Origin of the sequence: Streptomyces nigra (assembly GCF_003074055.1) — a bacterium.
In the GTDB taxonomy this organism is placed as follows: domain Bacteria; phylum Actinomycetota; class Actinomycetes; order Streptomycetales; family Streptomycetaceae; genus Streptomyces; species Streptomyces nigra.
The window spans coordinates 5,740,828-5,757,370 of sequence record NZ_CP029043.1 but is presented as its reverse complement, the minus strand read 5'-3'; the positions used below and the strand labels follow the sequence as shown (position 1 = coordinate 5,757,370).

The 16,543-nt window shown below is 71.4% G+C and carries 15 protein-coding genes; 8 read left to right on the top strand and 7 right to left on the bottom strand.

The features are described from left to right. Positions 1 to 21: 21 nt before the first annotated feature. A complete protein-coding gene (locus DC008_RS35510; RefSeq protein ID WP_164492383.1) occupies positions 22 to 165 on the top strand; it encodes a hypothetical protein in 144 nt (47 codons plus the stop codon). On the opposite strand, the gene DC008_RS26635 is transcribed toward DC008_RS35510, so the two are convergent. Genes DC008_RS26635 through DC008_RS26625 form a run of 3 tightly spaced genes read right to left on the bottom strand, consistent with a single transcriptional unit; the run spans position 152 to position 3,199 of the window. Further along, entirely contained in the window at positions 152 to 1,384 is a 1,233-nt protein-coding gene (locus DC008_RS26635; RefSeq protein WP_108709112.1) for an ATP-grasp domain-containing protein, read from the bottom strand. The genes DC008_RS35510 and DC008_RS26635 overlap by 14 nt on opposite strands. Further along, on the bottom strand, positions 1,381 to 2,391 hold the full coding sequence (locus DC008_RS26630; protein WP_108709111.1) for a fatty acid desaturase: 1,011 nt from the start codon (positions 2,389 to 2,391) through the stop codon (positions 1,381 to 1,383). Before DC008_RS26630 ends, DC008_RS26635 begins: the two co-directional genes overlap by 4 nt. A 16-nt stretch (positions 2,392 to 2,407) precedes the next feature. Beyond that, complete coding sequence (locus DC008_RS26625) at positions 2,408 to 3,199, bottom strand: thioesterase II family protein (RefSeq protein ID WP_108709110.1); 792 nt, start codon at positions 3,197 to 3,199, stop codon at positions 2,408 to 2,410. Positions 3,200 to 3,282: 83 nt separating this feature from the next. Between DC008_RS26625 and DC008_RS26620 the strand changes: the two genes are divergently transcribed. Then, positions 3,283 to 4,053: a leucyl/phenylalanyl-tRNA--protein transferase gene (locus DC008_RS26620; protein WP_108709109.1), complete on the top strand. Its 771-nt coding sequence runs from the start codon at positions 3,283 to 3,285 to the stop codon at positions 4,051 to 4,053. Positions 4,054 to 4,309: 256 nt separating this feature from the next. Further along, positions 4,310 to 5,194, top strand: a complete 885-nt coding sequence (locus DC008_RS26615) for a ParB/RepB/Spo0J family partition protein (protein WP_235072178.1) — start codon at positions 4,310 to 4,312, stop codon at positions 5,192 to 5,194. 96 nt (positions 5,195 to 5,290) lie between these two features. Here DC008_RS26615 and DC008_RS26610 read toward each other — a convergent pair whose 3' ends face one another. The 3 genes from DC008_RS26610 to DC008_RS26600 are packed head-to-tail and all read right to left on the bottom strand — an operon-like array spanning position 5,291 to position 10,120. Then, a complete protein-coding gene (locus tag DC008_RS26610) occupies positions 5,291 to 8,611 on the bottom strand; it encodes a non-ribosomal peptide synthetase (protein WP_108709108.1) in 3,321 nt (1,106 codons plus the stop codon). Positions 8,612 to 8,636: 25 nt separating this feature from the next. After that, a complete protein-coding gene (locus tag DC008_RS26605) occupies positions 8,637 to 8,828 on the bottom strand; it encodes an MbtH family protein (RefSeq protein ID WP_108709107.1) in 192 nt (63 codons plus the stop codon). After that, positions 8,825 to 10,120, bottom strand: coding sequence for a cation:proton antiporter domain-containing protein (locus tag DC008_RS26600; RefSeq protein ID WP_208645983.1), 1,296 nt, complete (start codon positions 10,118 to 10,120; stop codon positions 8,825 to 8,827). The genes DC008_RS26605 and DC008_RS26600 overlap by 4 nt, the downstream gene beginning before the upstream one ends. Positions 10,121 to 10,499: 379 nt before the next feature. Between DC008_RS26600 and DC008_RS26595 the strand changes: the two genes are divergently transcribed. From DC008_RS26595 to DC008_RS26585, 3 genes are read left to right on the top strand one after another with little or no spacing between them, the layout of a single operon-like run. Then, the gene (locus tag DC008_RS26595) at positions 10,500 to 11,105 is read left to right on the top strand and encodes a response regulator transcription factor (protein ID WP_208645982.1); all 606 of its coding nucleotides are present in this window, start codon (positions 10,500 to 10,502) and stop codon (positions 11,103 to 11,105) included. A 32-nt stretch (positions 11,106 to 11,137) separates the two neighbouring features. Next, positions 11,138 to 11,545, top strand: a complete 408-nt coding sequence (locus tag DC008_RS26590; RefSeq protein ID WP_235072175.1) for a nuclear transport factor 2 family protein — start codon at positions 11,138 to 11,140, stop codon at positions 11,543 to 11,545. 48 nt (positions 11,546 to 11,593) lie between these two features. Then, entirely contained in the window at positions 11,594 to 13,396 is a 1,803-nt protein-coding gene (locus tag DC008_RS26585; protein WP_108709104.1) for an LVIVD repeat-containing protein, read from the top strand. A gap of 69 nt (positions 13,397 to 13,465) precedes the next feature. Here DC008_RS26585 and DC008_RS26580 read toward each other — a convergent pair whose 3' ends face one another. Further along, positions 13,466 to 13,831: a VOC family protein gene (locus DC008_RS26580; RefSeq protein WP_108709103.1), complete on the bottom strand. Its 366-nt coding sequence runs from the start codon at positions 13,829 to 13,831 to the stop codon at positions 13,466 to 13,468. Positions 13,832 to 14,000: 169 nt separating this feature from the next. On the opposite strand from DC008_RS26580, the gene DC008_RS26575 reads away from it, so the two are divergent. Beyond that, the gene (locus tag DC008_RS26575; protein ID WP_108709102.1) at positions 14,001 to 14,411 is read left to right on the top strand and encodes an MmcQ/YjbR family DNA-binding protein; all 411 of its coding nucleotides are present in this window, start codon (positions 14,001 to 14,003) and stop codon (positions 14,409 to 14,411) included. A gap of 80 nt (positions 14,412 to 14,491) precedes the next feature. After that, entirely contained in the window at positions 14,492 to 16,417 is a 1,926-nt protein-coding gene (locus DC008_RS26570) for a CocE/NonD family hydrolase (RefSeq protein ID WP_108709101.1), read from the top strand. Positions 16,418 to 16,543: the final 126 nt, after the last annotated feature.

Here is a 16,543-nt window from a genome sequence, read left to right as displayed (position 1 = left end):
CCCGAACGGAAGGGTTTTCCGATGCGCAACGTCCTGCTGACCGTCGTGTACGTCCTGTTCGTCGTCCCCGTGGGCCTGGTGCTGCGCGTCCTGCGCGACCCGATGCGCCGTTCGTGGTCACGGCGTCGGGCGAGCTACTGGCACAAGCCCCTCACACGGGGCTGAAGACGACCTGTTCGGCGAGGGCGCGCTCGATGGCGCGCACGGCGGTGAGAACGTCCTCGGGCCGCTCGGTCAGGCCCTCCACCACGCCGAGCGTGCCCAGACTGCCCAGCCGCCAGTCGACGCGGTCGCCGGCCTCCGCCGTGAGGACGACCGAGAGGACGTCCGCGCGTTCGGTGAGGCCGGCGATCTCGCCCCAGGAGGTCAGCCGCAGGTCTCCGACCGGCGGCAGGATCTGGTAGCAGTAGGCGGCTGCGAGGGGCTCTCCGAGGGACGCCGAGGGCTTGCGGCCGGTGGCCACCTCGAACGCCAGCCGGACCGCCTCCAGGCCGTACGACCGGTGCAGGAGGGTGGCGACGTACCCGCCGAGGCGGGCGTTCACCTCGATCACCACGGGCCCTTCGGCGGTCAGCTTCAGCTCGACGTCCGCCCATCCGTCCTCGATGCCGAGGGCGTGGCAGGCCACCGCGCTGATGCGGTGGGCCTCCGCCTCCACGTCCGCGGGCAGCAGGCCGGGCATGAGGAAGCCCTGCTCCCGGAAGGGTTCCAGCAGTGGCAGCCGGGAGTTGAGGATCTGGCACACGACCGTGCCCCGCCAGAGCAGCACTTCGACCGACACGTAGTCGCCGAGGCCGGGGCCGGCCACCGAGGGGGAGCCCACCAGCATCTCCTCGATCACGAACCGGTCGGCGCCGCCGTAGGCGAAGGCGTGCGAGGCGTGCCGCAGAGCGTCGTCCGGACCGTCGAGGCGGTAGGTCTGGCGGCTGGCAGCGCCCCTGACGGGTTTGAGCACCGCCGGGGTGCCCACCTCGGCGAGCGCCCGCGCGGCCTCCCGCGGTCCCGTCAGCAGCCGGAAGCGCGGTACGCGCAGGCCGGCTTCGCGCAGCCGTTGCCGCTGGAGGTGCTTGTTAGTGGCGGCGTCCACCGTGTCCTGCGTGTGATAGCGCAGTCCGAGCCGCCGGGCCAGCCGTGCCGCGAGCGGCAGGTCCTGGTCGGAGAAGGCGACGATCCCGGCCGGGCCCCGGGCGGCGAGCTCCGCTGCGCCGGCCGCCTCGTCGGTCACGTCGACGACCTCGCCGACGACCCCCAGCAGGTCGACCAGCCCGTGCGGCGCCGCGTCGACCGGTACGGCGAACAGCAGGTCGAACCCGTCGGCGTCGGCGGCCAGTTCGAGCGGCGAGGCGGAGCCGGACGTATAGACGACGATCACCGGCTCGCTCATGCGGCGGCCCGCAGCGTGTCGCCGTGCTCGCGATGCGCGGGCAGGGACCGGTAGATCTCCCCCAGTCCGCCGAGCGCCCCGCCGAGGCGCGGCAGCGCCGCGTACACCGGGTCGCGCCGGAGGATCGCGTCGACCTCCCGCAGCCGCCACATGGGCGTGCGGGGGAAGAGGTGGTGGACCAGGTGGAAGCCCTCGCCGTCGATCTCCCCGAGCAGGAAGCGGGTGCCCCAGCCGTAGACCCGGTTCCAGGACATGTAGATGTCGACGCGGGGCGCGGTCTCGATCAGCGGGAAGTGCTCCATCAGCTCGGCGACCGCGCCGATCCACACCTGGGTGGTGACCAGCGGGACGAACCAGAGCAACACCAGCCACAGCCACCAGCCGCCGATCACCGCCCACGCGATCACGGCCGCCAGCAGCACGACCCGCAGGACCCGTTCGGCCGGGCGCTCCCCCGCCGCCACGATGCGGTGCCGCAGCAGGTACAGCACGTACGAGGCGGTCGCCTTGGGGGTGACGATCCGGTACAGGTACCGGCGCAGCGCCCTGCGGTTGAGGTCGTCCCCGCACAGCGCGTTGTCCTGGTACTGCCGGTAGTCGGGGTCGCGGTCGGGGTCGCCCAGACGCCCGTGGTGCTCGCCGAGGTGTGAGGCACGGTAACCGGTGAAGCTCTGCAGCACGGGATAGCCGCCGAGGGCCGCCCCGATGACACTGCCGATCCTGTGGTCGGCCATGAACACCCGGTGGGTCGCCATGTGCAGCATCCCGGCGATGCCGCGCTGCCGCCCGCCGATGAAGAACACCGCCACGAGGTACACGGGCAGCGCCAGCCACCAGGGGGTGTGCCGCCACGACAGCACCGAGGCGGCGCACCAGAAGGCGATCCACGCCCAGTGCATGAGGGCCTCGAGCGGGCCGTGCCAGTTGTCCGGTCTGGACACGGCCCGGACAGCGGCCACGATGTCCGGCGCGAAGCGGTACCGCTCGGCTACATCAGAATCGGCCACGAGTCCGTCTCCTCACTCAGCGATGTCCAACTGGTGCCTCTCCCCAGTCAGACATCCGCCCGACGATGTCGGCAACCAGCTCGGCCTCCTGGGCCCGGAGGTAGAAGTGATCGCCCTCGAAGACCCGCCACACGGCACGTCCCGAGGTCAGTTCCCCCCAGGCGGCCAGCTCAGCGGGCACGTCGTCGGCGTCGCCGCGTCCGCCGTAGGCGGCGATCGGGGCGCGCAGCCGCACCGGATCGGCACGGTGGTAGGTCATCGACGCCCGTACGTCGGCGAGCAGCGCGGGCAGCACCAGCTCGCGCAGTTCCGGGTGGTCGAACACGGCCGGATCGGTCCATCCGGACACGCGGGCCTCACGTTCGACGGTGGCGTCGTCGAGCGTCTCCTCGGGCGGTGCGGAGCGATGGGGGGCGTACTGGCCGGAGACGAAGAGGCCGGCCGGACCCTGGCCGGCCCCGGCCTCCAGACGGATCGCGAGCTCGTAGGCGACGAGGCTGCCCATGCTGTGCCCGAACAGGAACAGCGGCCGGTCGGTGTAGGGCGCGAGGGCCGGGGCCACCGCGTCGGCGATCTCCACGACCGAGTTCATCAGCGGCTCCGCCAGGCGGTCGTGGCGGCCGGGGTACTGCACGCCGATCAGCTCGACCCCCGTCGGCAGCCGGGGGGTCCAGGGGGCGTACGAGCTGGCTGAGCCGCCGGCGTGCGGAAGACAGACCAGCCGGGCGGACGGGTCCCGGCGCGGCCGGGGCCGACGCAGCCAGCGCGCGGACGCGCCGGTGGTGTCCGATGTCGTGGGTGTGGTCATCGTGGGACTCCCGTCGGTCGCGCCTCTGAGGCCAGAATCCGGGTGTGCTTCTTTGCGAGGGATGTATCTGGGACGGACTTGCGATGGATAGTGCCCCGGCCGACGCGCCCGTCGCGATCGGCGGGCGCCTCGACCCGGCCACCGTCCTCGGTGGCTACCGGCACGGCCTCTTCCCGATGCACGCGGCGACGCCCGCGCACATCGAGGTGAATCACGCCCTGTACGAGGAATTCGTCGACGCCGGGGCCACCATGGTGCTCGACTCACCCCTGCCCGATCCGTACGAGCTGGTCTGGTGGTCGCCCGACCCGCGTCCCGTCATCCCGTACGGCGGGCTGACCAAGCCGCGCAGCCTCATGAGGCTGTTGCGCAACCGGCTGGCGTGGACGACCACCGCGAACCAGGACTTCGCCCGGGTGCTCGCCGAGTGCCGCCGGGACCGCACCCCCGAGTGGCTGACCACCGAGCTGTGCGCCTGCATGGTGACCCTGCACGAGCAGGGGTGGGCGCACAGCGTCGAGGTGTGGGAGGACGAGGAGCTGGTGGGGGGTGCCATCGGCATCGGAACAGGCGAGGTGTTCGTCCTGGACACCTGCTTCCACCGGCGTGACAACGCCTCGAAGGTGGCACTGCTCGACATGGAACACCGGCTCAGGGGCGCGGGCGTGACGATGCTGGACGTCGAGTGGGACAGCGAGCGCAGCCGGCGGCTGGGTGCGCGGCCGCTGCCGCGCCGGACGTTCCTGGCGGCGCTCGCCGGGAGCGGTGACCGCGTGCCGCTGGCCGGCGGCACCCAGCCGGCGCGGCGGCTGGGATTCCTCCGTACGTCCGGCGCGGCGGCCGCTGCCCCCTAAACAAGTGAGTCCCGCGCGTCCGGCCCGGTGTCCAGGATGACCGAAGACCGTGTGTCTTCGTTCGACCATCGAGGCCGTGACAAGAAACGGAGTTGAGCCAGTGCCGGTCAACACCTCCAGAAGCTCACTCGACGCCGGGTCCGCCACCGGTGCGCAGCCGTGCACGCCGGCGCTCTCGGACCCTGAAGACGCTGTCGTACCACTGCCCCTGTCGGCCATCCGCGAAGGTGACTCGCCTCGATCGGCGGGGGTGGACATGGCACACGCGAGAGCGATGGCGGACGTGGAGGCGGAGCTGCCGCCCATCGTGGTGCACCGTGCGACGATGCGTGTCATCGACGGGATGCACCGGCTCACCGCCGCCCGGCTGCGCGGCGACCACGAGATCCAGGCGCGGCTGTTCGACGGGGACGACCACGAGGCCTTTCTCCTCGCCGTCCGGCTGAACGTCTCGCACGGCATGCCGCTGACGCTCGCCGACCGGCGAGCCGCCGCGATGCGCATCATCCGCAGTCATCCGCAGTTGTCCGACCGGTCGATCGCGTTCACCTCCGGGCTCGCGGCGAAGACCGTCGGCTCGTTGCGTCGTGGGATGGACAGCCCTCAGGTCGAGGCGCGCATCGGCCGGGACGGCCGGGTGCGGCCGATCAACGGCGCGGCGGGCCGGCGGGCCGCCGCGCAGCTGATCGCGGAGCATCCGGACGCGACCTTGCGCCGCATCGCCCAGGAGGCCGGCATCTCGGTGGAGACGGCGCGCAGCGTGCGCGCGCGGCTGCGGGCCGGCGAGGACCCGGTGCTGGACCGGCGCACCCGTCCGGACCGGGGTGACCGGGGGGCGGAGCGGCAGATGACGGTGAAGCTGCCGGAGGCCGACCCGTCGGCGGAGCTGCGTTCGCTGCTGGACACCATCCAGCGTGATCCGTCGCTGCGCTACACCGAGTCGGGCCGGATGCTGCTGCGTTGGCTCGGCCCCCGGGTGCTGGTGCCCGACGAGATACCGCTGTCGCTCAGTCACATCCCGCCGCACTCCCGGCTCAACCTCGGGTCGCTGGCACGGTCCTGCGCGGCGGCGTGGATCCAGCTGGCGATGGGACTGGAGGACGAGTACGGCAACACCGCCGCGGGCGGCATGTCCGGCTGAGGGCGCGGCACACGCGCGGGGGCCGGTGTCCACGAGACACCGGCCCCTCACCGTGCGCGGGCGGTCGTGACGGCCCGCGCGGGGCCTACGGGCCGGTCACGCCTCTTCCGGCTCGTTCAGGCGGGCGACGAGGCCCGCCACGGTCGGCGCCTCGAAGAGCGTGCGCAACGGGACCGTGCGTCCGAGGGCGTCCGCGATCCTGTTGACGATCGCGACGGCCAGCAGCGAGTGGCCGCCCAGCTCGAAGAAGTTGTCCCGCACGCCGATCCTCGGCACTCCGAGCACCTCGGTCCAGATGGCGGCGATCCGCTCCTCCAGCGGTGTGCCGGGGGGTTCGTACACGCTGGTCCCGGCCCACTCCGTCGCATCGTCCGGCCGCGGCAGCAGGGCCCGGCTCAGCTTCCCGCTCGGCGTGTACGGCAGTTTCTCCAGGGTCTGGTAGACCGGCGGGACCATGTAGTCGGGCAGTCGGTCGGCGAGGAAGGCGCGCAGGTCGGCGGCGGCCGGCGGGCGGTCCGGCTCGGGCACCACGTACGCGACCAGCCGGCGGTCCCCGTCGCCGTGGCGGTGGGCGGCCACGGCGCACTCCAGCACCTGGGGGTGGCCGGCGAGGACGCTCTCGATCTCGGCGACCTCGACACGGAATCCGCGGATCTTCACCTGGTCGTCGAACCGGCCGACGAACTCCAGCTGCCCGGCGGCGTTCCAGCGGACCTGATCACCGGTGCGGTACATCCGGGCGCCGTCGCCGAACGGGTCGGGCAGGAACCGCTCCGCCGTGAGCTCGGGCCGGCCCAGGTAGCCGCGCGCGAGTGCGGCGCCGCCGACGAACAGTTCACCGGTCACCCCGGGTGGCACCGGCCGCAGGCCGGAGTCGAGCACATAGGCCCGTACGTTGTCGAAGGGCCGTCCGATCGGGGGCAGGGCCGGCCATCGCGCGGGGTCGTCGCCGAGCCGGTGGGAGGTGGCCAGGTGGACCTCGATCGGCCCGTACTGGTTGAACAGGGCGCACTCGGGCAGCCGGGTGAAGAACTCCCGGATCGCCGGCGTCGTCTGCAGCTGCTCGCCTGCGGTGAGCACCGCCCTGAGGGAACGGGGGAACCGATCCAGGCGCACGGCGAGTTCGGCCATGCCCCGCAGCGCGACGAAGGGCATGAAGACCCGTTCGACTCGCTCGGTGTCGATGACGTCGAGCAGCCGCTCGAAGTCGTGCCGGACCTCTTCCTCCACCAGGACGAGGGTGTCGCCCGCGGCCAGCGTGGTCAGCATCTCCTGGTAGAAGATGTCGAAGCTGAGTGCCGCCCACTGGAGGGTGCGCCCACGCCCGCCCGGGCCCTGGCGCTGCTGCCAGCGCACCTGGTTCAGCAGGGCCCGGTGGGACATGGCGACGCCCTTGGGGCGGCCTGTGGACCCGGACGTGTACAGCACCCAGGCGATGTGGGCGGGGTCGACCGGATTCCCGGGGCCGGTGGCCGCGCTCCCGGGGCCGACCTCCAGCTCCGGTGCGTCACCGTCCGCGCCGGGTTCGCCGCCGGGCGGGCGGATCAGCAGGCGCAGCCGCGCGTCCTCGGCGATGAGCCGCCGCCGTGCGGCGGGGTACGTCGGGTCGATGGGGACGCAGGCGCCACCCGCCTTGAGTACGGCGAGGTTGGCGACCAGGACGTCGAGCGAGCGGGGCAGGGCGATGCCGACCCGTTCGTCGGGGCCCACACCGCGCTCTCGCAGGAGGTGGGCCAACGCGTTGGCTCGTTCGTTCAGTTGTCGATACGTCAGTTGCCGCTCACCGAAGACCGCGGCGACGGCGTCCGGGGCCGCGGCGGCCTGCCGCTCGACCATCTGGTGCAGGCAGAGGTCCTCGTGCGTGGCGAGGGGGCCGTTCCAGTCCTCCAGGACCTCCTGCCACTGCGCGTCGGACATCAGAGGCAGGTCGTCGATCGCCATGTCCGGGGTACGGGCCACCGCGCCGAGCAGGGTGACCAGATAGCCGGCCAGGCGCCGCACGGTCGCCCGCTCGAAAAGGGCCGTCCGGTACTCGAGGCCGACGCTCAGCCGTCCGCTCTCCTCGTCGTTGGCGAAGAGGGTGAGGTCGAACATCGCCTTGCGCTCGTCGGGTTCGATCGGGGTGACGGTCAGCCCGTCGAGCAGGTCGAACGGTTCGGCTCGCAGGTAGGTGAAGAGGACCTGGAAGAGGGGCTGCACCGACAGGTCGCGTTGCGGACGGAGTTCGGCCACCAGGCGGTCGAACGGCGCGTGGCGGTGTTCGTAGGCCTCCAGGAGCCTCGGGCGCAGACGGCCGAGCAGTTCGGTGAAGGTGGGCCGTCCGGCGAGGTCGGCCCGGAGGACGACGGGGTTGACGAAGTGGCCGATGTTCGCCTCGACGTCCGGGCGCTCCCGTCCGTCGAGGATCATCCCCACGCTGACATCGTTCTGCCCGCTCCAGCGGTACAGCAGGGTGTGGAACGCAGCCAGCAGCACCATGAAGAGGGTGGCGCCCTCCCGGCTCGCCAGCCGGCGCAGTCCGTCGGCCACGTCGGCGGGGACGGGCACCTCGACGGTGTCGCCGTCGAGTTCGGCGGTGGCCGGGCGGGGCCGGTCGGTGGGCAGGTCGAAGGTGTGCGGGGCGTCGGCCAGGCGCCGTGTCCAGTAGTCCATGTGCCGCTGTGTCCCGGCGCCGTCCCGCTGGTGCTGCCACAGGGCGTAGTCGGCGTACTGGAGAGGCAGTTCGGGCAGTCCGGCGTCCGTTCCGGTGCGGTGGGCGCGGTAGAGGGCACGCAGTTCCCGATAGAGGTTGGCGTGCGAAGGCCCGTCGAGGACGAGGTGGTACGAGCGGAAGACCAGGATGTGCTCGGCCGGCGAGAGACGGATCAGCTCGGTGAGGAAGTTCTGTGCGACGGAGATGTCGAACCGGTGCTCGGCGTAGAGCCGCTTGCGTCCCTCCAGCCACGTCCGCTGCTCGGGCTCGGGCAGATCGGACACGTCGAGGAAGGTGAAGCGGGGGTCGCCGGGCGGGTCCACGACCTGGACGCCGATCCCGTCGCGGGCGGGGAACGCCGTCCGCAGGATCTCGTGCCGGCGCATGATGTCTGCGATGGCGGAGCGCAGCGCCGCAACGTCCAGGTCGCCGGTGATGCGGTGCAGCGCCGTCTGGTTGTAGGCCGCGCCGAGCAGACCCATCTGCTCCAGGAACCACATCCCCTTCTGCTGGTCCGAGAGCGGGACGGCGTCGGGCCGGGTGGCCGGGGGCGGGGGCTGTTCGCCGAGCATCGTGGCGATCACCTCGTCGCGCCGCTCCCGGAGCACGGCGAGGTGTTCCTTGTCGAGCGCACCGGCCGGCCGGTAGCGCAACCGGCCGTTCTGGAGCCAGAGCTGTACACCGGCCGCGCGCAGTTCTGCCAGGAAGTCGGAGATCGCGATCACGTGCTGCCCCTTCTCGGCCGGACCGTCAACGAGTGCTGAGCGGGCGCAGGTCGGTCCAGTGCCGCGCGACGTGGTCGAGGCACGCCTGGCGGCTGTCCTCGCCGTGGACGAGGCGCCAGCCGGGCGGCACGGGCAGGCGGCTCGGCCACAGGGAGTGCTGTTCCTCGTCGTTGACGAGGACCAGGAATCGGCCTTCCGGATCGTCGAAGGGGTTCATCTCGACTCCTCACTCAGCAGGGGGGCGGACGCTCCGACCGAGCCGGCCGCATGGTCGGCCTCGGCGTGTCCGCGGGGGTGGACGAAGGGCAGCAGCAGTCCGGCCATCGCCGTGGTGATCAGCGCCATCAGGACCAGGAGGGCGTACAGGCGCTGGTCGAGCAGGCCGGTCTGGAGGCCGATGGCCAGGACCACGAGTTCGGTCAGGCCTCGGGTGTTGACGAGCAGGGCCAGGGCGGTGCTGGGCCGCCGGGCCACGCGGGCGAGCCGGGCGGCCGTATAGGTGCCCGCCATCTTGCCGCCGATCGCGACCAGCAGGATCATCAGCAGCAGGCCGAACTCCCGTGCGTCCAGGCCCGACAGGTCCACCGCGAATCCGGCCACCACGAAGAAGGGCGGCAGAAGCACGGTGCGGTCGACGCGCTCGACCCAGGGCAGCACCCGCTCGCGCAGGTCGGCGGCGCCCGCCCGGGGCATCACCGCGCCGAGCAGGAACGCGCCGAAGATCTCGTGCAATCCCATCCAGGAGGTCGCGGCCGACGACAGCCACAGGGCACCGGCGAGTGCCGCGGTCAGCCCGGCGGCCGACGCGACCCGGGCCGCTCCCCCGCGCCGGCGTGCGGACGGGCGGCGTCCGGCGAGCCGGGCCAACGCCGGGCGCACCACTCCGAGGAGCAGGGCGACGTACGGCACGACGAGCAGCATCCGCAGCGGCAGGGCGTCGCCGTGGGACAGGGCGACCAGCACCGAGAGCACGGACCAGGCCACGACATCCCCGACGGCCGCGACGGCCAGCGCCAGACCGCCGATGGGCGTGGCGATGAGCTTCCGGTCCGTCAGGATGCGGGCCAGCACGGGGAAGGCGGTGACCGACATGGCCGTGCCGACGAACAGGCAGAACAGCACCGCCTCCCGTCCGGACCGGTCGCCGACGAGGCCGACCGCGAAGAGTGTGCCCAGGATGAAGGGCACGACGACGGAGCCGACGGACAGCGAGAGCACGATCCGGCTCCGCCCGCCCGACGGGCTGTCGGCGAGGTGCAGTCCCACCAGGAACATGAAGACGCAGACGCCGACCTGGGCGAGCGTCGAGAGGGCCGGGCGGATGTCGTCCGGGAACAGGGTGCGGGTCAGCGCCCCGTCGAAGAGGGTCGGCCCGAGCAGGATGCCGCCGGCGATCTCGCCGATCACCTGAGGCTGACCGAACCGCCGGCACAGCAGACCGAGGGCCCGGGCGACAGCGGTCGTCACCACCAGTGCGAGGAGCAGTTCCGCAACCGTGCCGACAGCCACCGGTCCGTCCCTTCGCTCGGCCTTCGTGTGAGCGACAGTAGGCAGGACACGGACGGTGGCGCAGTCACGTGAACCGGCGACAGTCCCCGAGATCGCCCGGGACCTGAGCCCTGTTCCGGGGCCGGGCATCGCGCGTACTCCCGGAGAAACGCGAGGGGTGAAGCTGGCGATCCTACGGTCGCCCCGAAGAGGGGGTCCATGTCCCCGATTGGGGCGACGCGCGTACCGGTCCGAAGGATCTGATAATCGCAAGCAGCCGTCGATCACGGCACCTTGTTCGATAAGTTGGACCTTCCGGAGGCCGGTCTTGGGCGGGACCTAGCTCCGCCCTTGCTGGCTGGACGATGGAGAACACCATCCAGGTATCTACGGGGGAACATTGCTTCGCGTTGACGCGCTGATCAGCAGCCCGGTCTATCTCGTCGGCCTCATCCAGATCCTTTCCAGCGAGGGAATCAGAATCGTCTCCACCCGCAGGTCCTCGACCGAGCAGATCTCCTGGCTCGCCGACGCGGCCTTAATCGACGAGGACGCCCTCGACGGGGCCGACGGGCTGGACGACATCGCCGAAGCCGCGCGCACGACCGCTGTTCTCGTCCTCCTCAACAGCTGGTCCCTGCCGGCGGAGGAGTACCTGCGGGCGGGAGCCATCGGCGTGATCCACAAGAGTCAGTCGGGCGAGAGCCTGGTGTCCGCCCTGCGTACGGTGACCGCGGGTGATCAGGTGCTGCCCGAGGGGCACGCCGCGAACTGCCCGTCCGAGCGCCCCGACCCGCTCACTCTGAACCTGTCGGCCCGTGAGGAGCAGGTGCTCGGCCAGATCTCCCGGGGTCTGACCCACGGCCAGATCGCGACCAGGCTCGGCATCAGCCCGCACACCGTCGACACATACGTCAAACGTATCCGCGCCAAGCTCGGCGTCGGCAACAAGGCCGAGCTCACCCGCGTCGCGCTGCTCAGTCAGCTGGCGAGGCCGGTCGCCTGACCGCCGACCGAGACGATCGCCCCGGAGGCAGCGTGCACCCCCACATCCACACGCCCGACCCACCGACCCTGGCGGCCCTGCATGCCGTCGAGCGCCGCAGGCAGCGCGCTCTCGTCGACGCCGATCTGGCCACGCTGGACGAGATCTTCGACGACACCCTCGTGCACACGCACGCGCACGGCATCACGCACACCAAGGCGCAGCTTCTCGCGCACACGGCCGACCGGCGCCCCTACCTCGGGATCAGCCGGGGCGAGCTGCTCGTCCGGCTGGTCGGTGATGTGGCGGTCGTGACCGGACCGCTGACCAACCGGCTGCGCACACCGGACGGCGGCGAGCGCACGCTCACGGGCGTCGCGACCCAGATCCTGCATCGCCGCGACGGTGACGACTGGCGGTTCATCAGCTTCCAGATGACCCCCTGCACCGAGCAGAAGTGACGATTCATCTCCCGCGTTCCCGACGGCAGGCCCACTCAGGAGGTACGCATGACCGACACCGGTACGGCTCCCGGTGACCACCCGCCGGACCGAGGCCATCTGCCACCCGTCACGTACGGGGTGCGGCTCGTGGGCAGAACCGGGGTCACCAACCCGTCCGGTGCGGGCCTGGAGCGGCACATCTGCGACCTCGCCGCACACGGGGACCGCGCCTTCCTGACGGCCTACCGCGAGCCGACGTGCGAGCGCACCGGCGCCTACGTCGTCGACATCTCCGACCCGCGGGCGCCCGGCGAGATCCCGGGCGCCTTCATGGAGACGACGCGGGGCAACTACGTGGGTGAGGGCCCGGGCGTCATCGAGATGGACAACGAGCACTTCAGCGGCGTGCTGTTCATCCACGGCAACGAGATCTACGCGCAGGCCCACGCCCCGGACCCGACCGGACCTCGCCAGCGCGGAGGCATCAACATCTGGGACATCACCGACCCGGAGAACGCGCGGCTGCTGACCGCTCACGCCGGCGACTACACGGAGGTCGACGGCTCCCCGCTCGACCAGGCCGTCGAGGTGTACTACGTCTTCCCGTGGACGAACGACCTCACGGGGCGCACATACGTCGCCCTGGTCACCGTGAAGGTCACCACGGACATCTGCATCATGGACATCACCGACCCGCGCGAGCCCCGGGTGGTCAACCTTCTCGACCTGAGGGTGCCGCCCTTCGGCGTGGCGCAGGAGTCCCCGCCGGGGCTCGACTCGGTGTTCGCCCACGCCGTCGAGGTGCGGCGCAGGGGGGACCGCTACATCATGGGCGCGACCTACTGGGACGGCGGCTACGTGCTGCTCGACGTGACCGACCCGACTCCGGGCAACGTGTCGATGATCGCCCAGTCCGTGTACGCCGACGTCGACGAGGAGCGCGCCAAGCAGGGAGAGCGGGTTCCGCCGGAGGGCAACGCCGAGCACTGCGCGCTCTCGCCCGACACCCGTTTCCTGGTGGGTGCCGACGAGAACTACGAGGCGGTGCGCCTGGTCGGCAGGATCACCTCGGGGCCGGGCGCCGGCCTGGAGTTCAGCGCCGCGTGGAGCCCGGACACCGCGCCGGTCGACGACGTGCACGGCATCTCGGGCACCCCGGTCTTCGTCGGCAGCGGGTGTCCGGGCACGGTTCCGGCCGGGCGCGGAATCGCCCTCATGGAGCGGGAGGCCTCCCTGCTGACGGCCGGATCGAACCCGGGGTGCTCGTTCCAGGAGAAGCTGGACGCGATCGCCGCGGCCGGCTACTCGGCGGGCATCGTCTTCAACCGTCAGGGGCCGGACGCGCTCCACCAGTACCCGACGTCGGCCAAGGGCCCCATCCCGCTGATCTTCGTCAACCGGCTGACCGGCCTGCGGCTGCTCGGCGTCACCGACGTGACCGAGGAGACCGCCGGTTCGACGGCGACGCCGGTGGAACCGGACGTCCCCTCGATCGACCTGCGGCCGGTGTTCAACGGGTGGGGCTACCTGCGGCTGTTCAGGACGGACGTCCCGGCCGACGGGCCCGCCGTGCTCGAACAGATCGACACGTACGCCATCCCCGAGTCGCAGGACCCGAAGTACGCGACCGGGTTCGGCGATCTGTCGGCCTCGCACGTCGCGATCGATCCGGACCGGCCCCTGGTGTACGCCACCTTCTACTCCGGCGGGCTGCGCGTACTGAGCTACGGCGACGACGGCCTGCGTGAGGTCGGCTCCTACTGCGAGCCCGGCGTCGACTTCCTGGGAGTCGTGGTCCACAAGATCGGCGGGAAGACCCACGTCCTGGTCACCGACCGGAACTACGGGCTCTACGTCTTCGAGGTATGACCACGGCACGAGGGGGCGGGTCCCGGCGGGGACCCGCCCCCTCGTGTGCGGAGCGCGCGGACGCGGGGTCTACGGCCAGGCGAGGCAGAAGGGGTGGCCGGCCGGATCGGTGTAGACCCGGAACCCCGTGCGGGCGTCGGGATCGTCGGCCGACTTCACCAGTTTTCCGCCCAGTTCGAGCACCTTGGCGTGGGCTGCTTCAAGATCGTCCAGATAGAAGTCGAGATGGACCTGTTGCGAAGAGGCGTCATCCGGCCACACCGGCGGCACGTGATGTGGCGCGAATTGAACGGCCAAATGCCAGTCACCGTCGACCCAGATATTGTGCCAGGTGTCCTTCGCCTCGACCGTGCCCTCGAGAAGTCCCGCCCAAAAAGCGCTTTCTGCGTCAAGATCCGCCGTCTCGAAAACGATGGTTCGACGTCTGAATTCCACGAGCCACTCCCTTTTCCGGCCGAGCGATGATCGAGCGGACATCATTCTGGCTTCCCTGTCCCGTGAATTGCAGCCGTCCCGGTGCCCCACATTCTGGGGAGCCCCACGGGCGGGCACGGCCCGCGTGATCTCCGGGACGCCGGACGCGGCGGGCCGTTAGGGTCGGCCCATGTCCAGCCCTGGAGACGTACCCGCCGGCATCCTGGACCGGCTCCGCCCCCTCTGCCGAGCCCTGCCCGAGTCGTACGAGGAACCGGCCTGGATCGGCGTGCGCTGGCGGATCCGCGCCCGCACCTTCGCGCACGTCTACAGCCCGGACACGGAGCGCTACCCGATCTACGCCCCGTACGCCGGCCCTGACGAGGGTCCGGTCGTGATGACGTTCCGGGTTCCCGTCGACGATCTGCTCGGACTCACCTCGGAAGGGTTCCCGTACTTCCGGGCGGACTGGGGGCACAACGTGGTCGTCGCCGTGCTCGACGAGCGCACCGACTGGACCGAGGTGGCCGAACTCGTCACCGACAGCTACCGGTTGATGGCGCCCAAGTTCCTCGCGGCACGCCTGCCCCCGCTCGTCTGACCCGCGGCGCTGCGCCGTGTCCCAGGTTCACGGGGCACAGCGCGCCTTCCCTTTCGGCCAGGAGTTCCTAGGATCCGATCATGCCTCGACTCCTCGTGCGTACCTTCGCGTCCATCGTGGTGCTGGGCCTGACCGCGGTCCCCGGCACCGTCGCCCCCGAGGCGTCCGCTGCGCCCCGCGCGCCCCATGTCCGCGGGGCGAGCCCGGTGCCGTTCTACTCGTACGAGGACGCGGTGCGGGAGAGCGTGTGGGTGACCACGCCGCTGGACAACGACGAGGACGGCGTGCCCGACAAGGTCGCCGTGGACGTGGTGCGCCCCCGGACCGGCGGTCTGCGGGTTCCGGTCATCATGCAGGCGTCGCCGTTCTACAGCTGCTGCGGCCGCGGCCCGGAGAAGCAGGTCAAGAAGTACGACGCGGACGGCACGATCGTCAGTCAACCTCTGTTCTACGACAACTACTTCGTGCCGCGCGGATACGCCGTGATCGCCGTGGACATGGCCGGGACTGGACGGTCGACGGGGTGTACGGACACCGACGGGCGTGAGGACACGCTCGGCACCAAGGCCGTGATCGACTGGCTCAACGGCCGGGCGGAGGCGTTCCACGCCGACGGGTCACCGGCCGACGCGACGGCCTGGACGGACGGACAGGTGGGGATGGTCGGCCGGTCGGCGGACGGAACGGTCACCAACGAGGTGGCCGCCACCGGTGTCGAGGGTCTGAAGACCGTCGTGCCGATCTCGGCCACCTCCAGCGGCTACGACTACACGCGGCACAACGGCGTGGTGGTCGCGCCGGACTCCAACGAGGAGCTGTTCCACATGGTCAGCTCCCGGCCCGCCGAGGCCTGTGAGCAGGTCCTGCGCTCGCTCGACATCGGCAGCGACGACGCGACCGGCGACTACAACGCCTACTGGGCCGAGCGCGATGTGCGCCCCCACGCCTCCAAGGTGCGGGCCTCGGTGTTCCTGGTGCACGGGCTCAACGACGGCAATGTGATGACGGATCACTTCGCCCTGTGGTGGAACGGGCTGAAGGTCCCCCGCAAGCTCTGGCTCACCCAGGCGGGGCATGTCGACCCCTTCGACTACCGGCGGGCCGAGTGGGTGCCCACGCTGCACCGGTGGTTCGACTTCTACCTGCAGGGGCTGCCCAACGGCATCGACCGGGAACCACCGGTGAGCAGGGAGACTTCGCCGGGCACCTGGGTCGACGGGCCTTCCTGGCCGGCTCCGGGGACGCGCGAGGTCGAGGTCTCGCTCGGTGACGGCGACGGCGCCACCGGCACCCTCGGCGGCCCCTCGGGCGCGGGCGAGCGCGTGTGGACGGACGACCCCGACCTCTTCGAGGACGCGGCGACGGCGGACCCGAACCGCCCTGTCGCCGGCCGCGCCGTCTTCCTGTCCGCGCCGCTGTCCCGCGACATGCGGCTGTCGGGGCGCCCGTCCGTGACCCTGCGGGTGAAGGTGGACCGGCCGACGACCGAACTGACCGCCCGGCTCGTGGACTACGGAACCGCCGCGCGCGTCAACACGGTGTATCCCGCCGAGGGGGTGCGCACCCTGGACACCCGCTCGTGCTGGGGCGGCTCCACACGGGCCGACAGCGCCTGCTACCTCGACAGTGCGCAGGACGTGGTGACCAGCGACCGGGGCATTCTCACGCGGGGCTGGCAGGACGCCGCGCACCGGGTCTCACTGCGCTTCCGGGTGCCGCTGCGGCCGGAACGCTGGTACACGATCACGGTGCCGATGCAGGCCACCGACCAGATCGTCCGTACGGGGCACGTGCTGGGGCTGATCCTGCAGCAGAGCGACCTGGAGTACACGACCCCCGCGACCACCGGAGCCACCGTCCGCCTCGACCTGAGCGGCAGTTCGCTGAGCCTGCCCATGGTGGGGGACGCACGCCTGCCGCGACCCGGGGCGAAGGCACCCCGGGTCGGGACGAGCGACAGCACCGACCGCCGGGACACCCCGCACCGGATCCGGACGGCTCCCTGACGGAACGGCGTCCCCGGGGCAGCCCGCGCAGTGGCGCGAGGGTGCCCCGGGTCCGGCGTGCCCTGACCCGGGCGGCGTCACGTCTGGTCATTCCCCCACCCTCGATGTCCGGGTCTAGCCTGCTGA